The organism is Nonomuraea sp. KM88 (assembly GCF_052245635.1).
In the GTDB taxonomy this organism is placed as follows: domain Bacteria; phylum Actinomycetota; class Actinomycetes; order Streptosporangiales; family Streptosporangiaceae; genus Nonomuraea.
The window spans coordinates 106,661-127,236 of sequence record NZ_JBQQCC010000007.1; the positions used below are offsets into that span (position 1 = coordinate 106,661).

At 71.7% G+C, this 20,576-nt stretch carries 18 protein-coding genes; 9 read left to right on the top strand and 9 right to left on the bottom strand.

Features of this window, described 5'->3' with window-relative positions:
- Positions 1–106 precede the first annotated feature (106 nt).
- Positions 107–1,270: a pyridoxal phosphate-dependent aminotransferase gene (locus tag ACTWPV_RS22075; RefSeq protein WP_443153205.1), complete on the bottom strand. Its 1,164-nt coding sequence runs from the start codon at positions 1,268–1,270 to the stop codon at positions 107–109.
- Between the two features lie 59 nt (positions 1,271–1,329).
- Entirely contained in the window at positions 1,330–2,454 is a 1,125-nt protein-coding gene (locus tag ACTWPV_RS22080) for a PP2C family protein-serine/threonine phosphatase (RefSeq protein WP_443153206.1), read from the bottom strand.
- Positions 2,455–2,722: 268 nt separating this feature from the next.
- Between ACTWPV_RS22080 and ACTWPV_RS22085 the strand changes: the two genes are divergently transcribed.
- The 3 genes from ACTWPV_RS22085 (at position 2,723) to ACTWPV_RS22095 (ending at position 4,759) form a co-directional block, all read left to right on the top strand.
- Positions 2,723–3,577 (top strand): NAD-dependent protein deacetylase, encoded by an 855-nt coding sequence (locus tag ACTWPV_RS22085; RefSeq protein ID WP_443153207.1) that lies wholly within the window; start codon positions 2,723–2,725, stop codon positions 3,575–3,577.
- A gap of 65 nt (positions 3,578–3,642) precedes the next feature.
- Positions 3,643–4,020: a YchJ family protein gene (locus ACTWPV_RS22090; protein ID WP_443153208.1), complete on the top strand. Its 378-nt coding sequence runs from the start codon at positions 3,643–3,645 to the stop codon at positions 4,018–4,020.
- A 301-nt stretch (positions 4,021–4,321) separates the two neighbouring features.
- Positions 4,322–4,759, top strand: coding sequence for an NUDIX hydrolase (locus tag ACTWPV_RS22095; RefSeq protein ID WP_443153209.1), 438 nt, complete (start codon positions 4,322–4,324; stop codon positions 4,757–4,759).
- A 4-nt stretch (positions 4,760–4,763) separates the two neighbouring features.
- On the opposite strand, the gene ACTWPV_RS22100 is transcribed toward ACTWPV_RS22095, so the two are convergent.
- From ACTWPV_RS22100 to ACTWPV_RS22120, 5 genes are all read right to left on the bottom strand, one after another.
- Complete coding sequence (locus tag ACTWPV_RS22100) at positions 4,764–5,594, bottom strand: SAM-dependent methyltransferase (RefSeq protein WP_443153210.1); 831 nt, start codon at positions 5,592–5,594, stop codon at positions 4,764–4,766.
- Between the two features lie 120 nt (positions 5,595–5,714).
- Complete coding sequence (locus tag ACTWPV_RS22105) at positions 5,715–6,710, bottom strand: LacI family DNA-binding transcriptional regulator (RefSeq protein WP_443153211.1); 996 nt, start codon at positions 6,708–6,710, stop codon at positions 5,715–5,717.
- Positions 6,707–7,591, bottom strand: a complete 885-nt coding sequence (locus ACTWPV_RS22110; protein WP_347644686.1) for a carbohydrate ABC transporter permease — start codon at positions 7,589–7,591, stop codon at positions 6,707–6,709. The genes ACTWPV_RS22105 and ACTWPV_RS22110 overlap by 4 nt, the downstream gene beginning before the upstream one ends.
- The gene (locus ACTWPV_RS22115) at positions 7,591–8,475 is read right to left on the bottom strand and encodes a carbohydrate ABC transporter permease (protein ID WP_443153212.1); all 885 of its coding nucleotides are present in this window, start codon (positions 8,473–8,475) and stop codon (positions 7,591–7,593) included. Before ACTWPV_RS22115 ends, ACTWPV_RS22110 begins: the two co-directional genes overlap by 1 nt.
- A complete protein-coding gene (locus tag ACTWPV_RS22120) occupies positions 8,472–9,785 on the bottom strand; it encodes an ABC transporter substrate-binding protein (RefSeq protein ID WP_443153213.1) in 1,314 nt (437 codons plus the stop codon). Before ACTWPV_RS22120 ends, ACTWPV_RS22115 begins: the two co-directional genes overlap by 4 nt.
- 177 nt (positions 9,786–9,962) lie before the next feature.
- Here ACTWPV_RS22120 and ACTWPV_RS22125 point away from each other — a divergent pair, with 177 nt between their 5' ends.
- The 6 genes from ACTWPV_RS22125 to ACTWPV_RS22150 all read left to right on the top strand — a co-directional run bounded on the left by ACTWPV_RS22125 (position 9,963) and on the right by ACTWPV_RS22150 (position 16,811).
- A complete protein-coding gene (locus ACTWPV_RS22125) occupies positions 9,963–11,954 on the top strand; it encodes a beta-galactosidase (RefSeq protein ID WP_443153214.1) in 1,992 nt (663 codons plus the stop codon).
- Between the two features lie 9 nt (positions 11,955–11,963).
- Positions 11,964–13,082, top strand: a complete 1,119-nt coding sequence (locus ACTWPV_RS22130; protein ID WP_347644683.1) for a glycoside hydrolase family 53 protein — start codon at positions 11,964–11,966, stop codon at positions 13,080–13,082.
- Positions 13,083–13,143: 61 nt separating this feature from the next.
- A complete protein-coding gene (locus tag ACTWPV_RS22135) occupies positions 13,144–13,791 on the top strand; it encodes a nitroreductase family protein (protein WP_443153215.1) in 648 nt (215 codons plus the stop codon).
- 54 nt (positions 13,792–13,845) lie between these two features.
- Entirely contained in the window at positions 13,846–14,886 is a 1,041-nt protein-coding gene (locus tag ACTWPV_RS22140) for a uroporphyrinogen decarboxylase family protein (RefSeq protein ID WP_347644681.1), read from the top strand.
- Positions 14,887–14,919: 33 nt separating this feature from the next.
- Positions 14,920–15,906, top strand: coding sequence for an acetylxylan esterase (locus ACTWPV_RS22145; protein WP_443153216.1), 987 nt, complete (start codon positions 14,920–14,922; stop codon positions 15,904–15,906).
- A gap of 74 nt (positions 15,907–15,980) precedes the next feature.
- Positions 15,981–16,811, top strand: a complete 831-nt coding sequence (locus ACTWPV_RS22150; protein WP_443153217.1) for an SAM-dependent methyltransferase — start codon at positions 15,981–15,983, stop codon at positions 16,809–16,811.
- Here ACTWPV_RS22150 and ACTWPV_RS22155 read toward each other — a convergent pair.
- On the bottom strand, positions 16,808–18,199 hold the full coding sequence (locus tag ACTWPV_RS22155) for a GH1 family beta-glucosidase (protein WP_443153218.1): 1,392 nt from the start codon (positions 18,197–18,199) through the stop codon (positions 16,808–16,810). The genes ACTWPV_RS22150 and ACTWPV_RS22155 overlap by 4 nt on opposite strands.
- Positions 18,196–20,511, bottom strand: coding sequence for an alpha-xylosidase (gene yicI, locus ACTWPV_RS22160; protein ID WP_443153219.1), 2,316 nt, complete (start codon positions 20,509–20,511; stop codon positions 18,196–18,198). Before yicI ends, ACTWPV_RS22155 begins: the two co-directional genes overlap by 4 nt.
- Positions 20,512–20,576 lie beyond the last annotated feature (65 nt).

Sequence of the window (20,576 nt, forward strand, 5' to 3'; positions counted from 1 at the left end):
ACCCTTCCGTCGTCGGCCGACTGTTTATGCCGTAAGGCGATAGCTGGGACAGCTTACAACGGCGGCCGGCCGCTCGCGCCCGCCGTAGGAGGCGGGCGCTCGCGGGTCAGGCGGACAGCGGGTTGACGTGCCGGTGGTGGAGCCCGATGACCGGGATCTCGTGCAGGCTTCCCGAGTACAGGAACTGCGTCATGCCGATCAGCAGCCGCCGCACGTCCTCCTGCGGCCGCACGACCAGGCGCAGGAACTGGCTGGTGGTGCCGAGCTTGTTGCCGCACTCCCTGACGTACACGCCGTGCTCGGTGAGCAGGTGGTCGCGCAGCGGCACCCCGTCGTGGCCCGGCGGCAGCTTCACCAGCAGGAAGTTGCCCTGCGACGCGAACACCGACAGCCCCGGCATCGTGCTGAGCTGCTGGAACATCGCCCGCCTGTCGTTGCCGAGCCGCCTGAGGCTGTCCTGGTACTCCGGCCAGAACTGCCGCATCATGAACACCACGACCTCGGCGAACGAGTTGAGGTTCCACTTGGGCAGCGCGTCGCGCACCCGCCCGGCCAGCGCCGGATTGGCGACCATGTAGCCGAAGCGGATGCCGTGCAGGCCGAAGTTCTTGCCCAGGCTGCGCAGCACGATCACGTTCGGCCGGACCGCGGCCTCGGCGGCCACCCCCGGGTACGGCTCGGCGTCCACGAACTCGCCGAACGACTCGTCCACGATCACCAGGTCCAGGTCGATCAGCTCGTCGAGGAGCCGCAGCACCTCGTGTTTGGGCAGGTAGCCGCCGTCGGGATTGTTGGGGTTGCAGATCACCGCCACCCGGGAGCCGCGCGTACGGATGAACGAGACGTAGTCGCTCACGTCGAGCGCGAAGTTGCGGCTCTCCAGCAGCGGATACATGTCCACCCGCTTGCCCGTCTCCAGCGGCTGGTCCGTCCAGCGGCCGAACGTGGGGATCGGCACGGCCAGGCTCTCGCGCACCAGGAGGTGGTCGATCCAGGTGATCAGCTCCGTCGACCCGTTGCCCATGGCGACCGTCTTGGGGTGGAGGCCGAGGGTGGAGCAGAGCTCCTCGGCGATGGTGTTCGCGTCACTCGGATAGAACTTGAGAATCGTCTCCAGGTTCCTCCCGAGATGCTCGAAGATCTCGGGCGTCGGGAAATACGGGTTGCACGGGATGCAGAAGTCCACCGGCGCGCGCTCCCCGGCCGAGCCGCGCATGAGGGAGAAGTACGACGGGCTGTGCGCCTGTGCCCGCAAGAGGCTGAGCTCCACGACACCTCCATGGAACACGTGTCCGATGTGTGGAGGTACGCGCCGATCGCCGGGCCGGTTCACCCGCCGGCGGGCGCCGTTGCCCGCGCCGCTACCCGGGCCGTCCTGCGCAGGGTGAGGATGGCGACGTCGTCGCGCGGCGTCCCGCCGGTGAACTTCCGCAGGTCCGCGCCCACCGCCTGCGCGAGCCTGGCGGGCGGGTCGGCGGCCCACGCGCGCAGGCGCCGCCCGAGCGGGTAGAACGTGCCGCCGGAGTCGCGCGCCTCGGTGACGCCGTCCGTGCACAGCAGCAGCGTCGCACCCGGCGGGAACGCGAAGCGCGCCACCGCCCGCGGCTCGGCCGTCAGCGCGGCCAGGCCCAGGGGCACGGCGGGCTCGCCGAGAGGCACCTGGCCGGCGTCGCCGTCGCGGATGACGTACGGGGCCAGGTGCCCGCAGTTGATCGCCTCGACCTCCGTGTCGCGGCCGATGTCGAGCACCAGCGCGGTGACGAACCGCTCGCGTTCCCCGGTCTGGGTGGCGAACGTGTTCTGCCTGACCACGGACTTCTCCAGCGCGTCCACGACGCCGGCGAGCGTGGCCTCGCGGTAGGCGGCCTCCCTGAACGAGCCGAGCACGACCAGCGCCGTCCCGATCGCCGGCAGGCCCTTGCCCTGCACGTCGGCGATCAGCACCCGCATGCCGTCACGGGTCGCGGCCACTTCGTACATGTCGCCGCCGACCAGCGTGTCCTCCGTCGCCGGCTGGTAGAGGCCGTCGACCTCCACGTCGGCGGTGCGCAGCGGCAGCGGGCGCACGATCAGGCGTTGCAGGGCGGAGGCGGACGAACGCAGCCGGTCGACCTCCTCCTCGCGCCGCACCCGATAACGGCACCCGACCACGCTCAGCACCCCGAACAGCGCCGTGAACCCGGCCGCGATCAGGTTGTCGTCCAGCTCCGCGCCCAGGAAGTAGGTGGTGCCCGCCACCACCAGCAGCACCCACGCCGAGGCGGCGGCCGTCTGGCGCACCGTGCCGAGACCCGAGACGATCGCCGGCAGGAAGATCAGCAACGGGAACAGCCGGACCGCCGTGCCGGTGACGAGGTCCAGCCCGATGACCACGGCCGTGACGAGCAGCACGCCCGCCGCGAACGCCGGCGTCGGGATCCTGGGCCGGCCCGGCCGCCGCCGTTCACGCGCCACGACCGTCCCTCATGGGCCTCCGACGTCGTGCGTCGCGGGGCGGGAACGCGGAACGGCGTCGTGCATCGCGGGGAGGGAACAAGGAACGGCCAGGCACTGTCGTCTCCCGAGGTCGTCGATGGCGATCGGTAGCATACCGTGCATCTAACGTTACCGTCTGATATCGCCGCCGGTTGGGGTGCGAGCGTGAGCGGACCGGACCCGGCAGGTGGAACAGCGGTCCCGCCGGAAGCCAGGGCGGGTGAGGCACGGTGCGGGGTCGGGCACCATGGATGGTGTGACGACGACGACCGCGGAGCTCGCGGAGCTGGCCGGGCTGGTCGCCCGGGGCGGGGTGGCGGTGCTCAGCGGCGCCGGCCTGTCCACGGAGTCGGGCATCCCCGACTACCGGGGGCCGACGGGGCGCTCGCGCCGCGCCGAGCCGATGACGTACCAGAAGTTCGTCGGCAGCGCGGAGGCGCGGCGGCGCTACTGGGCGCGCAGCCACGTCGGCTGGCGGCAGATCGGCGACGCGCGGCCCAACGCCGGGCATCGGGCCGTGGCCGAGCTGGAGCGGCGCGGACTGCTCGCCGGCATCGTCACCCAGAACGTCGACGGGCTGCACCAGGCGGCGGGCGCGCTGCGGGTGATCGAGTTGCACGGCGGGCTCGACCGGGTCGCCTGCTTGTCGTGCCGGGAGCGCACCTCCCGGGCCGAGCTGGAACGCCGGCTGCGCGAGGCCAACACCGGGTGGGCCGCCTCGGGCTCGATCAACCCCGACGGCGACGCCGTGCTCACCGACGCGCAGGTGGCCGGGTTCCGGGTCGTCGACTGCGCGGGGTGCGGCGGGCTGCTCAAGCCCGACGTCGTGTTCTTCGGCGAGAACGTGCCCAGGCCCCGCGTCGACGAATGCTTCGCCATGGTGGCGGGGGCGCGGGCGCTGCTCGTGCTCGGCTCCTCGCTCAAGGTCAGGTCGGGGCTGCGGTTCGTCACCAGGGCCGCCGAGCTCGGCATCCCGATCGCCATCGTCAACCAGGGCCCGACCGGCGGCGACGCGGACGCGATCCTCACCGTGGACGCCCCGCTGGGCCTCACGCTGTCCGGCCTCACCGCACAACTCGGTGAGATCACTCGGGCGGGGTAGCGGCGCGGTTCGACGGCGGCGGCGGGGCGGCTCGGCGAGGGCACGCGGGCGGCACAATGGAGCGCATGGCTCCTCGTTCCTGCCCCTGCGGCCTGCCCACCCCCTACCAGGACTGCTGCGGCAGGTTCCACCGGGGCGAGGCGGCCGCCGCCACCGCCGAGCAGCTCATGCGGTCGAGGTTCAGCGCGTTCGCGACGGGCGACGAGGCCTACCTGCTGCGCACCTGGCATCCCTCCACCCGCCCGGCCCGCCTCGGGCTCGACAGGAAGATGCGCTGGGTGCGGCTGGAGGTGCTGGAGAGCACCGGCGGCAGCGTCGTGCACACCGAGGGCACCGTACGCTTCCGCGCCCACTACGTCGAACGCGGGCGGGCGGGGGAGCAGGAGGAGCACAGCAGGTTCGTCCGCCTGGACGGACGCTGGGTCTACGCGGGCGCTTCGTGAACCGTCACGAACGATTCAATGGAGTCCTGAAGTGATCGAAGAAATGCGAACGTCACCGGAGAACGTCGAGTCGTGTGGTCCATGGGCGAGAGCCGGGCATCCTCGGGGCGCGCCAAGCCTTGACGGAAGGCGGTCAGAGGCCGGGGTGGTTGCCGCTGGGTGTCCTTTTCTGCGGGAAAAGCGGCCTTTGAGTGTGGGGGTGGGCTGCGCTCGCGCCGGTAGAGTCGCGAGAGGCGATCTCGTCCTGGGCTCGGGTGCCCGGGCACGCCTCACGCCAGTCGACGCGAAGGATGCTCCCCGTATGACCGGACTCGCCGTCAGAGTCACCGCCGGCGTCGTGCTGCGCGATGCCGATGGTCGCATCCTGCTCATGCGGCGCGCGGAGGACGCCACGTGGGGCATCCCGGGCGGCGGTCTGGAGCCGGGGGAGTCGTGGAGCGAGGCCGCGCTCCGCGAGTGCAGGGAGGAGACCGGGTGGGAGGCGCGCATCGACGGCCTGCTCGGCATCTACAGCGACCCGGCGACGCAGGTCCACCGCTATCCCGGCGGTTCGCTGCGGCACTTCGTCGGAGCCGTCTTCCTGGGCACGGCCCTGGCCCGGACGGGAAGCGGTGACGGGGAAGCCGCCGAGCTGCGCTGGTGCGCCCCCGGCGCCCTGCCCGAGCCGCTGTTCGCCCCTGACGTGCCGGTGCTCCGGGACGCGCTGGCCGCCGGCCTGCGCCTTCCCGTGATCGGGTGAGCCGTCAGGGTTTGCGGGCCACCGCTCCGACGAAGGTGTGGTACGTGATGCCGGGCTCCGCCTGGTCGCCGGGGCCCGGCCGCCATTCCGGCACGGGCACGAGGCCGGGTTCCAGGAGGTCCAGCCCGTCGAAGAAGGCGAGGATCTCCTCCCGGGTGCGCCACCGCCCGGAGCCCAGGCGCTCGTGGAAGAGCCGCTCCGCGGTGTACGCCTGCCTGGACACCTCAGGGCGCGCCTGGCCGGGGTTGCAGAAGTGGGAGACGGCCAGGTGGCTGCCGGGCGCCAGGCGGGAGACGATCCTCGAGACGATCCCCGCGGGGTTCGCCGCGTCCGGCAGGTGGTGGAGGATCGCGAACATCAGCAGCCCCACGGGCTCGCCGAAGTCGATGAGCTTGCCGACCTCGGGGTGGCCGAGGATCTCCTCGGGCTCGCGGAGGTCGGCCTCGACGACCGTGGTGGTGTCGTCCACGGCGAGCAGCGCGCGGCCGTGCACGAGGACGATCGGGTCGTGGTCGACGTACACCACGCGCGTGCCGGGGGCGCAGGCCTGGGCGATCTCGTGCACGTTGCCCTGGGCCGGCAGGCCGGAGCCGAGGTCCAGGAACTGGCGGATGCCGGCTTCGGCGGCCAGACAGCGGACCACGCGCTTGAGGAACTCCCTGTTGGCCCGCGCCGCCTCGGGCGCGTCGGGGGCGACATCGAGGGCCAGCCGGGCGAGCTCGCGGTCGGACGCGTAGTTGTCCTTGCCGCCGAGCATGACGTCGTAGACGCGGGAGACGCTGGGTCTCGTGGTGTCCACCTTTCGCGGCGGGCGCTCCGGCTCGCTTTCGGCCAATCGTCGGCTCCTTCGGGAACGTCGCGAAGACGACTGGCGCGATCATACTGCTGAATTGGCGGTATTTACGGATTTTCGAGGATTCGGGTAAAGGTTTGTCAGCAATGGTGTCAGGAGGGGTCAGACCGACTCGCGGATGACGAGTTCGGTGGGCAGGATCACCGGCTCGAGCTGCCCGGCCCCGTCGATGAGCGCCAGCAGCAGGCGGATGGTCTCCTGCGCCATTTCGGTCAGCGGCTGGCGGATCGTGGTCAGCGGCGGATGCGTGGAGACGGCCACCGAGGAGTCGTCGAACCCGCCCACCGCCACGTCGTCCGGCACGCCGCGCCCGGCCGCCCGCAGCGCCGCCAGCGCGCCCGCCGCCATCAGGTCGGAGGCGACGAACACGGCGTCGATGTCGGGGGCGCGCTCCAGCAGCCCGGCCATCGCCCGCTCGCCGCTGGCCTGGGTCCAGTCGCCGTGGGCGATCAGCTTCGAGGTGGCCTTGCGGCCCAGCACCTCGGCGAACCCCTCGAGCCGCTGGATGCCGCCCGGCGTGTCCATCGGCCCGGTGATCATGGCGATGCGCCTGCGGCCCTGGGCGACGAAGTATTCGGTCATCTGCCGGGCGCCGAGCCGCTCGTCCGCGGCGGCGTACGGGATGACGTTCTCGTGGCCGATGACCGCGCCGCAGGAGACGGCGGGCGGCCCGGAGCCGAGCGCCTCCACGAGGGGGTCGCCCGCGTGCGTCGAGACCAGCAACACGCCGTCCGCGTGGCCGCCGCGCACGAAGCGCACCACCCGCTCGCGCTCGGCCGCGTCGCCGGCCAGCATCATGACCAGCGACAGGTCCCGCTCGGCCAGCATCTTGATGGCGACCCGGATGAGCGTGCTGTAGTTGGGGTCCTCGAACAACTTCTCGTACGGCTCCGAGAGCACCATCACGACGGATCCGGTGCGCTGGGTGACCAGGCTGCGGGCGGCCCGGTTGACGACGTAGCCCGTCTCGGAGATGGCCCTCTCGATGGCCACGCGTGCCGCCGGGCTCACGTACTTGTCGCCGTTGAGCAGGCGGGACACCGTGCCGCGGGACACGCCCGCGGCGGCGGCGACATCGTGGATCGTGGGGCGTTTCACTTGACGGCTCCGGAGGACAGGTCGGTCTTCCAGTATCGCTGCATCGTGAGGAACAGCGCGATCAAGGGCACGATCGACAGCAGCGCGCCGGTGAGGATCAGGTTGTAGAGGGCCGGCTGGTTGGCCCCGGCCGCCAGCAGCGTGTAGAGGCCGACGGTGAGCGGGAACTTGCCGTCGTCACCGAGCATGATGAACGGCAGCAGGAAGTTGTTCCAGATCGCCACGAACTGGAACAGGAAGATCGTCACCATGCCCGGCACCATCAGCGGCAGCGCCACCCGCGTCATCAGGTGTCCCTCGCCGGCCCCGTCGATCCGCCCGGCCTCCAGCAGAGAGTCGGGGATCGCCGCGGCCGCGTAGACGCGGGCCAGGTAGATGCCGTACGGGTGCAGGATCTGCGGCAGCAGCACGGCCCAGTGGCTGTCGGCCAGGCCGATCTCGGAGAACAGCAGGTACTGCGGGATGGCCAGCACCACCGCGGGCACGAGGATGCCGCCGATGAGCAGGTTGAAGATCGCGTTCCTGCCGGGGAAGCGGTATTTCGCCAGCGCGTACCCCGAGACGGCCGAGACGGCGGTCGACAGCAGCGCGCCGCCGCCCGCGTAGATCAGCGTGTTGGCCGCCCAGAGCCAGAACACGCCCTCGCGGTAGGCGAACAGCTCCGCGACGTTGTCGAAGAAGCCGGTGCCGAAGGAGAGCGTCGAGGTGCTGAACAGCTCGCCGGGCGACTTGGTGGCCGCGATCAGCACCCAGAACACCGGGAACAGGCAGTAGATCGCGCCGAGGAGGAGCAGCGCGGTGGGCGCCACCCCCCACGGCCCGCGCGCGGACGCGCCGCGCGCGCGGCGGCGGTGTGCGGTGGCGGCGGTGACCCCGGCCATCAACCCTCCCTGAAGGCGCGGTCGCGGACCACGCGCAGGAACCCGAACGACAGGACGAGAGAGATCGCCGCGATGACGATCGAGGTGGCGGCGGCCGAGTACAGGTCGCCGGTGACGAACGCGTCGCGGTAGACCTTCATGAGCGGGCTCCACGTGGAGCTGATCGTGTTCGTCAGCGGCCGGAGCGCGGTGGGCTCGGTGAACACCTGGATGGTCGCGATGATCGAGAACACCGTGGTGAGGACGATCGCGGGCGCCAGCATCGGGATCTTGACCCGGAGGGCGATCTGCACCTCGGAGGCGCCGTCGAGGCGCGCGGCCTCGTACAGGTCGCGGGGGATCGCCCGGAGCGCGGTGTAGAGCACGAGCATGTTGAAGCCGGTCCCGCCCCACACCGCCACGTTCGCCATGGAGTACGTGACCGTGGTCGCGCCCAGGTAGTCGACGTCGAGGACGGTCCTGAGCGGGCTGAGCGAGGGCAGGTAGAGGAAGCCCCACAGCAGGGTGGCCGCCACCCCCGGCACCGCGTACGGCAGGAAGATCGCGATCCGGGAGAAGCGGGCCAGCCGCACCCGCGCCGAGTCCAGCAGCAGGGCGAACAGCAGCGCCAGGCCGAGCATCACGACCAGCACCAGCGCGCCGTAGCCGAGCACCCGCAGCCAGCCCTGCCACAACTCGGCGTCGGCCAGGGCGGCGGCGAAGTTGTCGAACCCGACGAAGACCTCGCGCCGCGCGCCCTTGCCGAGCCCCAGCCCCGACACCTTGGTCCGGCGCATCGCGAGGTGGACGGTGTAGGCGATGGGCACCGCGAGGAAGAGCGTGAACAGCACGATCGCGGGGGTCAGGAACAGGTACGGCCACGCTCCCCTGCCCGGCCGCTTCATGACGCGATCTGGAAGCCGGACTTGCGCATGTCGGCGACCGTGGCGTCCTGCATGGCCTGCACGGCCGCGGAGAACGGCGTGCCGTCCTGCAGCGCCTTGTCGAAGCCGTCCTTGAAGGCGTTGTACGTCACGCCGACGTTCGGCCCGAAGGTGAAGCCGCGCGCCCCCGCGGACACGGCGGCGGCCTGCTGCCAGAAGTCGGGCTGGTTGGAGAAGTAGCCGGGCGCCTCACCGAGGGCCGACTGCGCCTTGGTCGCCGCCGGGTAGATCGCGGCCTCCTTGACGAGCAGGTCGATGGCCTTCTGGTCGGTGTTGAGCCACGTGGCGAACTTCGCGGCGGCGGCCTGGTGCGGCGTCCTGGCCGACACGGCGGTGGACGAGCCACCCCAGAAGCCGCTGAAGCTCTCGCCGGCGTTCCACTGGGGGAGCGGCGCGACGGCCCACTTGCCCTTGGCCTTGGGCGCGTTGCTCGACAACACGCCCGGCGCCCACACGGCCGACGGCCAGGTCAGCAGCTTGCCGTCGTTGAGCGCCTTGTTCCATTCGGGGGTGAAGTACGGCATGTCGTCGATGGCGCCCTCCTCGACCAGACCGCCCCAGTAGTCGGCGACCTTCCTGGTGGGCTCGTCGGCGACGTCGACCTTCCACGACTCGCCACTGATCGACCACCACTGGGCGCCGGCCTGCTGGGCGAGCCCTGTGAACGCTCCCGGGTCCTTGCTGGAGAACGTGGCGAGGTACGCGTCGGGGTCCTTCTTGCGCACCGTGCGGGCCGCCTCGGCGTACTCCTGCCAGGTCTTCGGGACCTCGATGCCGTGCTCGTCGAAGAGGTCCTCGCGGTAGAAGAGCATCATCGGGCCGCTGTCCTGCGGGATGCCGTAGACCGCGTCGGTGCCGAGGGTGACGAGGTTCCACAGGCCCTCGGAGAACTCGCCCTTGATGAGGGCGGCCGCGGCCTTGAGATCGGCCACGGCGTCGGCGGCGATGAACGACGGCAGGTGCTGGTATTCGGCCTGCACCAGGTCGGGCGGGTTGCCGGCCTTGGCGGCCGTGAGGTATTTGGCGGCCGCGTCGTCGCCGCCGGCCTGCTTGCTGACCGTCACCTGGATGTCGGGGTTGGCGTCGTTCCAGACCTTGACGATCTTGTCCATGTTCGGGGCCCAGGTCCAGTACGTGAGCTTGACGGGCCCCCGGGGAGCGGCCGTGGCAGGCGCCGCCTCGGGGCTCTCGGCGGGCTCGCCGGACCCGCAGCTCGCGAGGGCAGCCGTGAGGGCGACGGCCAGGGCTGCTCCAAGGCGGTTGGCGCGCATGCGTACCTCCAGAATGTCTGTGAACGTGCACAGAGTGGAGGAGCGCAGAAATCGCCGTCAAGAGGTTGTTACGCTCTCGTTAATCTCCCGCGTTTGCAGGAATTTGCAAGGGGGCCGTTTCCCTCTTTCGGGATCTGCCTTACTGTGCACGTTCACAGAGACTTTCGAGGGGGATGGATGTATCCGGAGCGTCCTGCCGGTATCGCCTTTGGCGGGGACTACAACCCAGAGCAGTGGCCGCGCGAGACTCTCGACGAGGACGTGGCCCTGATGCGCGAGGCCGGGGTCAACCTGGTCAGCCTGGGCATGTTCTCGTGGGCGTTGACGGAGCCCGAGGAGGGGCGCTACACGTTCGGCTGGCTGGACGAGGTCATCGACCGGCTGCACGAGGCCGGCGTCGCGGTCGACCTGGCCACGCCGACCGCCGCGCCGCCCGCCTGGTTCGTCGCCCGCCATCCCGACGTGCTGCCGGTGACCAGGGAGGGGACGCGGATCGGGTTCGGCGGCAGGCAGAGCGCCTGCTCCAGCGCTCCGGCCTTCCGCGCGGCGACCGCGCGCCTGGTGCGCGCGCTGGGGGAGCACTACCGCGGCCATCCCGCCGTGGTGATGTGGCACGTGCACAACGAGTACGGCGCTCCGCTGGGCGAGTGTTACTGCGAGCACAGCGTGGCGGCCTGGCGCGGCTGGCTCCGCCAGACGTACCGCGACATATCCGCACTGAACGATGCCTGGGGCGCCACGTTCTGGGGGCAGACCTACACCGACTGGTCCGAGATCGATGCCCCGCGCGCCAACCACACGGTGCTCAACCCGGCCCAGCGGCTCGACTACGCCCGCTTCAGCGACGGCCAGCACCGCGAGCACTACGTGCTCCAGCGCGACATCCTGCGCGAGCTCACCCCGGGCGTCCCGGTGACGACGAACTTCGCCGGCACCGTCAACTGCAAGTCCACCGACCTGTGGCGGTGGGCCCGCGAGGTCGACGTGATCGCCAACGACCACTACCTGAAGGCCGAGCTGCCCGACAACCACATCGACCTGGCGATGTCCGCCGACCTGGCCCGCTCGGTGGCCGGCGGCGAGCCGTGGATGCTCATGGAGCACTCGGCGGGCGCGGTCAACTGGCAGCCGCGCAACCTCGCCAAGCGGCCGGGGGAGCTGCGCCGCAACAGCCTCGCGCACGTCGCCCGGGGCTCGGACAGCGTGCTGTTCTTCCAGTGGAGGGCCTCGCGGTTCGGGGCGGAGAAGTTCCACTCCGGCCTGGTCCCGCACGCCGGGACCGATTCCGCGCAGTGGCGCGACGTGGTGCGGCTGGGCGCCGACCTGCGCGCGCTCGCCGGGGTCAGGGGCGGCCGGGTGCGGGCCGAGGTGGCGATCGTCTGGGACTGGGAGTCGTACTGGGCGCTGGAGCTGGACTGGCGGCCGTCGGTGGACCTGGCGTTCCGGGAGCGCATGGACGCCTTCTACGAGGCGTTGTGGCGGGAGCATGTCACGGTGGACTTCGTCCACCCTTCTGCTGATATTTCGGGATATCGGGTGGTGGTCGCGCCCAGCTCGTACCTCCTCACCGAGGCCTCCGCCAAGAACCTGCACCGGTACGTCGAAGCGGGCGGCAACCTGCTCGTGTCGTACTTCTCCGGCATCGTCGACGAGCATGACACCCTCCACCCGGGCGCCTACCCCGGCGCGCTGCGCGAGCTGCTCGGCCTGTCGATCGAGGAGTTCCACCCGCTGCGCGAGGACGAGACCGTCGAGCTGGCCGGCCGGGAAGGCATCACCGCCCGCGTCTGGTCGGAGCGGGTCCGTCCGGCCGGCGCGGTCACCGTACGCGCCTTCGCCGGCGGGCCCGACGCGGGACACCCCGCCCTCACCCGCCACGACCTCGGCGGCGGAACGGCCTGGTACCTCGCCACCGCTCCCGTCACCGGCCTGCGCCGGCTGCTCGCGCACGTGCTCGACCACGCGGACGTGTCCCGGCCGCGCGGCCTCCCCGACACCCTGGAGCTGGTGCGCAGGGGCGGCCACGTCTTCCTGATCAACCACGGCGACGAGCCCGTGACGGTCGAGGGGGTGAGCGGCGTCAGCGTGTTCGACGGCGTGCGGCACGACGGCGCGGTCACCGTCGCGCCCGGCGCGGTCACCGTCGTCGTGGAAACCCCCCACCCCTGAGGAGACCCGATGAAACGGATACTCGCCGCACTGCTGTTACTCGCCGCCCCCATCGTCCAGCTCGCCGTCGTCCAGCCCGCGCATGCCGGCACCTCCAGGGCGGCGCTGCAGATCAGGGGCGCCGACGTCTCCAGCCTGGCCAAGTCGGAGGCGCTCGGCGGCGTCTACCGCGACGCCCGCGGCCGCAGGGGCGACGCGCTGGGCATCCTGTCGCGGGCCGGGCTCAACCACGTCAGGCTCAAGGTCTGGGTGAACCCGGCCGACGGCTACAACACCAAGACCCAGGTGCTCGACCTCGCCAGGCGGGTCAAGGCCCAGGGCATGAAACTCCTGGTCGACTTCCACTACTCCGACACGTGGGCCGACCCGGGCAAGCAGTTCAAGCCCGCCGCCTGGGAGTCGCTGCCGTTCGACCGGCTCAGGCAGGCCGTCCACGACCACACGTACGACGTGCTCGACGCGCTGCGCCGCCAGGGCACCACGGCGGACATGGTGCAGATCGGCAACGAGATCAACGGGGGCCTGCTCTGGCCCGACGGCTCCACCTCCACCTGGCCGAACACGGCGGCGCTGCTGAACGCCGGGTACGACGCGGTCAAGCGGGTGTCGGGCTCGACCAAGGTCGTGCTGCACCTGGCCGACGGCGGCGACAACGGCCTCTACCGGTGGTGGTTCGACAACGCGAACGCGAACGGCGTGCGCTACGACGTGATCGGCATGTCGTACTACGCCTACTGGCACGGCACGCTGGAGACGTTCAGGGCCAACATCAACGACGTGGCCGTCAGGTACGGCAAGCCGGTCGTCGTGGTCGAGACCGCGTACCCGTTCACGACGGCCGACGACGACGGCTGGGCCAACATCATCACCGCCGGCGAGCCCTACCCGGGTTACCGGGCGACCCCGGAGGGGCAGGCGGCGATGCTGGCCGCCGTGGCCGACATCGTCCGCCGGGTGCCGGGCGGCCTGGGTCTCGGGCTGTTCACCTGGGAGGCCACGTGGACCGGCGTGCGCGGCAACGGCTGGGACCCGGCCGACCCGTCGTCGGGCAACGCCTGGGAGAACCAGGCCCTGTTCGGCTATGACGACCGGGCGCTGCCCGCGATGGAGACGCTCGGCCGCCTGTGAAGGGCAGATCCGGGTCCAAGGGGTCCTCCGGATCACGCGGCCAGGTTGACATGATGGCCGTATGACGATCACACCGCTGAGCCCGGACGCGCTGCTCACCACCACCCGCAGCGTGCGCAAGCGCCTCGACCTGACCCGTCCCGTGCCGCCGGACCTGGTGCGCGAGTGCCTGGAGATCGCGCTCCAGGCGCCCAGCGGCAGCAACCGGCAGGGCTGGCACTGGCTGGTGGTGACGGATCCGGAGCTCCGCGCGGCGATCGGCGGCTACTACCGGCGCTCGTTCGGCGCGTACCGGACCTCGGACGGCTCGGCCGGGTCGTTGTTCAAGGACGACCCGGCGCGGGCCGCCACCCAGCGGCGGGTCTCCGAGAGCGCCGACTACCTGAGCGAGCGCATGGGCGACGTGCCGGTGCTGGTGCTCGGGTGCATCCACACGCCCGGCGGGCTGCCCGAGGGCAACCAGGCGGGGTTGTGGGGTTCGCTGCTGCCCGCCGCGTGGAGCTACATGCTGGCCGCCCGCGCCCGCGGCCTCGGCACCGCCTGGACCTCGCTGCACCTGGCGTACGAGAGCGAGATCGCCGAGCTGCTCGGCATCCCCGCCGACGTACGCCAGGGCGTGCTCATCCCCACCGCCTACTACACGGGCGAGACGTTCAGGCCCGCGCAGCGGCAGCCGCTGGACGAGGTGCTTCACCTCGATCGCTGGTAGGAGCACAGCCGGGAGGAGCACAGTGGAAGGCATCACCTACGTGAAGGAGGGCCCGTGACCCCCCTGCCCACGCTGCCGACGTCGCTGGTCGGAAGCTACGCCCAGCCCGAATGGCTGATCGACCGCGCCAGGCTGGCCGAGCGGTTCCCGCCGCGGGTGCGGGCCAAGGAGTTGTGGCGCGTCCCGCCCGACCTGCTCGCCCAGGCCCAGGACGACGCGACCGAGCTGGCGATCAGGGCCCAGGAGCGCGCCGGGCTGGACATCCTCACCGACGGCGAGATCCGGCGCGAGAGCTACTCCAACCACTTCGCCACCGCCCTCGACGGCATCGACCTCGACAACCCCGGCACGGCGCTCGACCGCAGCGGCCACCCCAACCCGGTGCCGCGCATCGTCGGCCCGATCCGCCGCGCCCGCCCGATCGAGGTGGACGACCTGCGTTTCCTGCGCGCCCACACCGGCCGCACGATCAAGATGACGGTGCCGGGGCCGTTCACGATGAGCCAGCAGGCCCAGAACGACCACTATCCCGACGCCGAGGCGGCCGCGATGGACTACGCGGCGGCGGTCAACGCCGAGATCCGCGACCTGTTCGCGGCGGGCGCGGACATCGTCCAGATCGACGAGCCGTACATGCAGGCCCGGCCCGAGCAGGCGCGCTCCTACGGGCTGGCCGCGCTGAACGCCGCCCTCGACGGCGTCACCGGCACGACGGCGGTGCACATCTGCTTCGGCTACGCGGCGATCATCCACGAGCGGCCCGAGGCGTACTCGTTCCTGCCCGAGCTGGCCGGCTGCCCCGTCGAGCAGGTGTCGATCGAGACCGCCCAGTCGGGTCTCGACCTGGGGGTGCTGTCCGACCTGAAGGACAAGACGGTCATCCTCGGGGTGATCGACCTGTCCACGCCGGACGTCGAGCCGGTCGAGGTGGTGGCGGATCGGGTGCGCAGGGCGTTCGACCGGGTGCCGCCCGAGCGCGTCGTCATCGCCACGGACTGCGGGATGAAATATCTGCCCAGGGAATCGGCGGCGGGCAAGATGCGCGCCATGGCCGGCGCGGCGCGCCTGCTGCGCGGCGAGCTCGGGCTCTCATGACCGCCGCCGGCGCGGCTCCTGCATCATGATCGTATGAACCGCACCGCTCACCCGGGCAACCAGGGCGTCCAGGTGGACCACGCCTACCCCTTCGACCCGACCCACGGCTACGACCTGGACGCCCTGCTCGCCGTCCCCGTCCCCGAGGAGCCGGACGATTTCGCCGCGTTCTGGCAGGGACTGCGCGCCCGTGCGGCGGCGGTGGACGTGGACGCCTGGGCGGGCCCTCCGGAGGCGGAGGCGGACGGCGTGGTCGTGCGTCCCGTGCGCTACGCCTCGCTCGGCGGGGTCCGCCTGGGCGGCTGGCTCACCGTTCCCGCGGACGGCCGGGTCACGCGGGGCTGCGTGGTCGGCCACGGCTACGGCGGGCGCGACCGTGTCGGCCCGCTGCCGCTCACCCGGGGCACGGCGGCGATCTGGCCGTGCGCGCGTGGCCTCGGCGCCCGCGGCACGCAGCCCGGCATCCCCTCCGACGCCGCGCGGCACGTCCTGCACGGCATCGAGGCCAGGGAGTCCTACGTGCACGGCGGCTGCGCGGCCGACCTGTGGTGCGCGGCGACCGCCCTGCTGGATCTCGTGCCCGAGGCCGCGGGCAGGCTCGACTACCTCGGCGCCAGTTTCGGGGGCGGCATCGGCGCGCTGGCGCTGCCCTGGGACGACCGTTTCACCGCCGCCGCCCTCGTCGTCCCCAGCTTCGGCGCCCATCCCCTGCGCCTCACCCTGCCCTGCACCGGCAGCGGGGAGGCCGTCCGCGCCAGGCACGCGAGCCACCCGGAGACGGCCGAGGTGCTGAGGTACTTCGACGCGGCCACGGCCGCCGCCCGGATCACGATCCCGGTGCACGTGGCGGCCGCGCTCTTCGACCCCGCGGTGCCGCCGCCCGGCCAGTTCGCCGTCCACAACGCGCTGGCCGGACCCAGGGAGCTGCACGTGCTGGAGACCGGCCACCACGACCACCCCGGTGTGCCGGCGGCGGAGAGGAGCCTGGCGGCGTCCCAGCGGGCTTTCCTTTGCTCATGAAATGTCTGCACATAGCGGGGTGCCGATTTAGGATCATGGGCCTGACCCCCCCATGACCATCCGAGGAGCCGGCAGTGTCCGAGAGCGAGCAGGAAAGCGCCCCGCCCGGTATCGACACCAGCAAGCCCAGCGTCTCCCGCGTCTACGACCACATGCTCGGCGGCAAGGACAACTACGAGGTAGACCGCCAGATGACCGCCCTGGTGCTCAAGGTCGCGCCCGACGCGCCCGAGGCGGCCAGGGCCAACAGGGAGTTCCTCCGCCGCACCGTACGCCACCTGACCGCGCAGGCCGGCATCCGCCAGTTCATCGACCTCGGCTCGGGCCTGCCGACGCAGGGCAACGTGCACGAGATCGCCCAGGCCGTCGCCCCGCGAACCCGCGTCGTCTACGTCGACCACGACCCGATCGTGCTCGTGCACGGCCGCGCGCTGTTGGCCGTCGACCAGACCACCACGATCATCGAGGCCGACGCCCGCGACCCGGAGGCCATCCTCGCCGACCGGAAGGCGCGCGGCCTCATCGACTTCTCCGAGCCGGTCGGGCTGCTCATGTTCGGGATCCTGCACCACCTCGGTGACGACGAGGACCCGGCCGGCATCGTGGACCGGCTGGTCCGGCCGCTCGCCCCGGGCAGCCACCTGGTGATCTCGCACTTCTGCAACCCGGGGGAGGCCATGCCCGAGGTGTCGCGGCAGGCGTACGCGGCGGAGAAGATCTTCAACGAGCACCTGGGCACCGGGCGCTGGCGCGCCCGCGAGGAGATCCTCGCCTTTTTCGACGGGCTGGAGCTGCTGGAGCCCGGCCTGGTGCCGCTGCCCGAGTGGCGGCCCGGCGCCGACGACCACGCGACGCCGGGCATCACGTACCACACCTTCGTCGGAGGCGTGGCCCGCAAACCCTAGGAGGGCAGCTTGCCGGTGGCGACCACCTCGCGATACCAGTGGGCGCTGTCCTTCCAGGTGCGCTCCATGGTGTCGCGGTCAACCCGCACGATGCCGAACCGCTTGGCGTACCCGTGCGCCCACTCGAAGTTGTCCATCAGCGACCACACGAAGTAGCCGCGCACGTCCGCGCCGGCCGCGATCGCCTCGGTCACGGCCGTCAGGTGGCGGTGCAGGTAGTCGACGCGGCGCTCGTCACGGACGCGCCCGTCGGCGTCCACGACATCGGCGAACGCGGCCCCGTTCTCGGTGATCATCAGCGGCAGGCCGGGGTGGTCGCGGTGCAGCCGCAGCAGCAGCTCGGTCAGGCCGGTCTCGTCGATGTTCCAGCCCATCTCGGTGTACGGCCCCGGCTGGCGGACGAACTCGACGTCCTCGCACGCGATCCACGGCGAGGCCGCTCCGTCCTGGTGCCCGTCGGCGGTCTCCCGCTGCGTGGAGCCGTCCCACTGGCGTACCAGGGTGGGGTTGTAGTAGTTGACCCCGAGCACGTCCAGCGGCTGGCACGCGGCCGCCTCGTCGCCGTCACGCACGAACGACCAGTCGGTCACCGAGGCGGTGTCGGCGATGAGGTCGCGCGGGTAGGCGCCCTCCAGCATGGGGCCGAGGAACGCCCGGTTGGCCAGCGCGTCCGCGCGCCGTACGGCGTCGGCGTCGCGCTCGGACACGCCGCGCACGTGGTGCAGGTTGAGCGTGACCGACATCTGCGCCGACGCGGCGGCGGTCGTGCGCAGCGCCTGGACGGCCAGGCCGTGGCCGAGGTTCAGGTGGTGCAGGGCGGCCAGCGCGGCGGCGGGCTCGGTCCTGGCCGGGGCGTGCACGCCGGAGGCGTAGCCGAGGTAGGCCGAGCACCACGGCTCGTTCAGCGTGATCCAGGTGCGCACGCGGTCGCCGAGCGCGTCGCCCATGAGCCGGGCGTACTCGGCGAAGCGCATGGCCGTGTCGCGGTGCGGCCAGCCGCCGGCGTCCTCCAGTTCCTGCGGCAGGTCCCAGTGGTAGAGCGTGGCCACGGGCGCGATGTTCCTGGCGAGCAGGCCGTCGACCAGCCGGGAGTAGAAGTCCATGCCGGGCGCGTTGACCGGGCCGCTGCCGCCGGGCTGTACGCGCGGCCAGGAGATGGAGAACCGGTACGCGCCGACGCCGAGCGCGCCCAGGAGGTCGAGGTCCTCCTCGAGCCGGTGGTAGTGGTCGCAGGCCACGTCGCCGGTGTCGCCGCCCGCGACGAGCCCGGGCGTGTGGGAGAAGGTGTCCCAGATCGACGGGCCTCTGCCGTCCTCGTTCCAGGCGCCCTCCACCTGGTAGGCGGCGGTGGCGGTGCCCCACAGGAAGTTCTCGGGAAAGGTGGTCATTCTGCTCCTCGGAGGATGATCTCGATGTCGTCGGTGTCTGGCCCGGCGGCCACCCGCACGCCGCCGGGCGTGGTCTCGAGGTCGGGGTGCCGGGCCTCGCGCACCCCGGCGAGCAGCAGGTTCCAGGGCATGGGCGCGCCCTGGACGCGGCGGGCGCGGATCCGCTCGCCCGCGCGCGCGACCTCGAACACCGCCGCGTCGCCGCCGTCCGCCGCGGGCACGGTGACCGTACGGCTCCGGCCGTCGGCGAGCTGGTGGACCTGCAGGGTGACTCCGTCGGCGTAGTCGTAGTCGGGCCGGTCGTCGCGGGCTCCGATCGGCAGCACCGCGCCGGGCCGCACGAGCAGCGGCAGGCTGTCGAACCCGTGCCGCTCGGTACGCCAGCCGGGCCCGGTGACGGTCTCGCCGTCGAGCAGGCGGGTCCACACCCCGTCAGGGACGTAATACGAAATGTCGCCGTCAACGGACATCACCGGCGCCACCAGCAGATCCGGCCCCAGCATGTACTGGGCGTCCAGGTGGTCGCAGGCCCGGTCACCGGGGAACTCCAGCTGCATCGCCCGCATCACCGGCACGCCCTCGCGAGTGGCCTGGACGGCGGCGCCGTACAGGTAGGGCATCAGCCGGGCCTTGAGCCGGGTGAACGCGCGCAGCACGTCGACCGACTCCTCGTCGAACAACCACGGCACCCGGTAGGACCCGCTGCCGTGCAGCCGGCTGTGCGACGACAGCAGCCCGAAGGCCACCCACCGCTTGAACACCGCCGGATCGGGCCGCCCCTCGAACCCGCCGATGTCGTGGCTCCAGAACCCGAACCCGGCCAGGCCGAGCGACAGGCCGCCCCGCAGCGACTCGGCCATCGCCTCGAACGTCGACTCGCAGTCGCCGCCCCAGTGCACCGGCATCCGCTGCCCGCCCACGGTGGCCGACCTGGCGAACACCACGGGCGCGCCCCGCTCGGCCAGCACCCGGTGCACGGTCTCGTTGTAGACGAGGCTGTAGTAGTTGTGCATCCGCTCGGGGTCGGAGCCGTCGGCGTAGACGACGTCGGTCGGGACGCGCTCGCCGAAGTCGGTCTTGAACGCGTCCACCCCCATGTCGAGCAGCCCGCGCAGCCTGCCCGCATACCATTCCCTGGCGGCGGGCGAGGTGAAGTCCACCAGCGCCCGGCCGGCCTGCCAGTGGTCATCCTGCCAGACGGTCCCGTCAGGGCGGCGCAGCAGGTGCCCGGCGGCCGCGCCCTCGTCGAACAGCGCCGACGCCTGCCCGATGTACGGGTTGATCCACACGCACACGCGCAGCCCGCGCTCCTTGAGCCGGCGCAGCATGCCCTCCGGGTCGGGGAACACCTCCGGGTCCCACTCGAAGTCGCACCACCGGTAGCGCCGCATCCAGAAACAGTCGAAGTGGAAGACGCTCAGCGGCAGGTCCCGCTCCGCCATCCCGTCCACGAACGACGTCACCGTGGCCTCGTCGTAGTCGGTGGTGAAGGACGTCGACAACCAGAGCCCGAACGACCACGCGGGCGGCAGCGCGGGGCGGCCGGTCAGCGCCGTGTAGCGGCGCAGGATGTCGGCCGGCTCCGGCCCGTGGATGACCAGGTATTCCAGGTCGTGGCCCTCGGCGCTGAACTGCACCCGCGACACCGACTCCGAGCCCACCTCGAACGACACCCGGCCGGGATGGTTGACGAACACGCCGTAGCCGCGGTTGGTGAGGTAGAAGGGCACGTTCTTGTAGGCCATCTCGCTGCTGGTGCCGCCGTCGTCGTTCCAGACGTCCACGGACTGCCCGTTGCGCACCAGAGGGCCGAAGCGCTCGCCGAGCCCGTACACGAGTTCTCCCGCGCTCAGGCGCAGCTGCTCGACCATGAAGTGCCGGTCATCGGCGTCGTGCATCACGCCCAGGCTCTTCCCGGCGCTGCGGGTCAGCTCGCGGCCGCCGGCGCTGAACGTCATCTCCCACGGCGCGTCCCTGCGCACCCGCACGGTGAGGGCGCCGCTGGTCAGGCTCGCGCTCTCGCCGTCCACGGCGACCCGCACGTCCGGGCGCTCGTCACGCACGTCGAAGGCCGGCGCGTCCGGCACCGATCCGGCGAAGTGCACCGTACGGACCCTGATCACGTCCGGCATGGGGGACGACAGGTCCAGCCGCAGCACCGGGCCGTCGAGGGTGTGGCCGCGGCGGGTGATCTCCCTCGTCGGGGCGAGCACCCGCAGCGAGCCGGCGTCCTCGGTCACGTCGTGGGCCGAGGCGGCGTAGTCGCCGCGCACCCCGGGGCGCATCCGCCAGTAGCCGTCTTTGAACTTCATCGGGATCGTGGCGCGGCGTCCACCGCCGGCAGGACCGGCGGTAGGCGCCGCCCCTCCTTTCGCAG

Coding starts and splice junctions, on each gene's coding strand:
- ACTWPV_RS22120 (WP_443153213.1), bottom strand. CDS start 9,785: ATGCGCGCCAACCGCCTTGGAGCAGCCCTGGCCGTCGCCCTCACGGCT.
- ACTWPV_RS22125 (WP_443153214.1), top strand. CDS start 9,963: ATGTATCCGGAGCGTCCTGCCGGTATCGCCTTTGGCGGGGACTACAAC.
- ACTWPV_RS22130 (WP_347644683.1), top strand. CDS start 11,964: ATGAAACGGATACTCGCCGCACTGCTGTTACTCGCCGCCCCCATCGTC.
- ACTWPV_RS22145 (WP_443153216.1), top strand. CDS start 14,920: ATGAACCGCACCGCTCACCCGGGCAACCAGGGCGTCCAGGTGGACCAC.
- ACTWPV_RS22085 (WP_443153207.1), top strand. CDS start 2,723: ATGGATGGTGTGACGACGACGACCGCGGAGCTCGCGGAGCTGGCCGGG.
- ACTWPV_RS22095 (WP_443153209.1), top strand. CDS start 4,322: ATGACCGGACTCGCCGTCAGAGTCACCGCCGGCGTCGTGCTGCGCGAT.
- ACTWPV_RS22110 (WP_347644686.1), bottom strand. CDS start 7,591: ATGGCCGGGGTCACCGCCGCCACCGCACACCGCCGCCGCGCGCGCGGC.
- ACTWPV_RS22155 (WP_443153218.1), bottom strand. CDS start 18,199: ATGACCACCTTTCCCGAGAACTTCCTGTGGGGCACCGCCACCGCCGCC.
- ACTWPV_RS22115 (WP_443153212.1), bottom strand. CDS start 8,475: ATGAAGCGGCCGGGCAGGGGAGCGTGGCCGTACCTGTTCCTGACCCCC.
- ACTWPV_RS22135 (WP_443153215.1), top strand. CDS start 13,144: ATGACGATCACACCGCTGAGCCCGGACGCGCTGCTCACCACCACCCGC.
- ACTWPV_RS22090 (WP_443153208.1), top strand. CDS start 3,643: ATGGCTCCTCGTTCCTGCCCCTGCGGCCTGCCCACCCCCTACCAGGAC.
- yicI (WP_443153219.1), bottom strand. CDS start 20,511: ATGAAGTTCAAAGACGGCTACTGGCGGATGCGCCCCGGGGTGCGCGGC.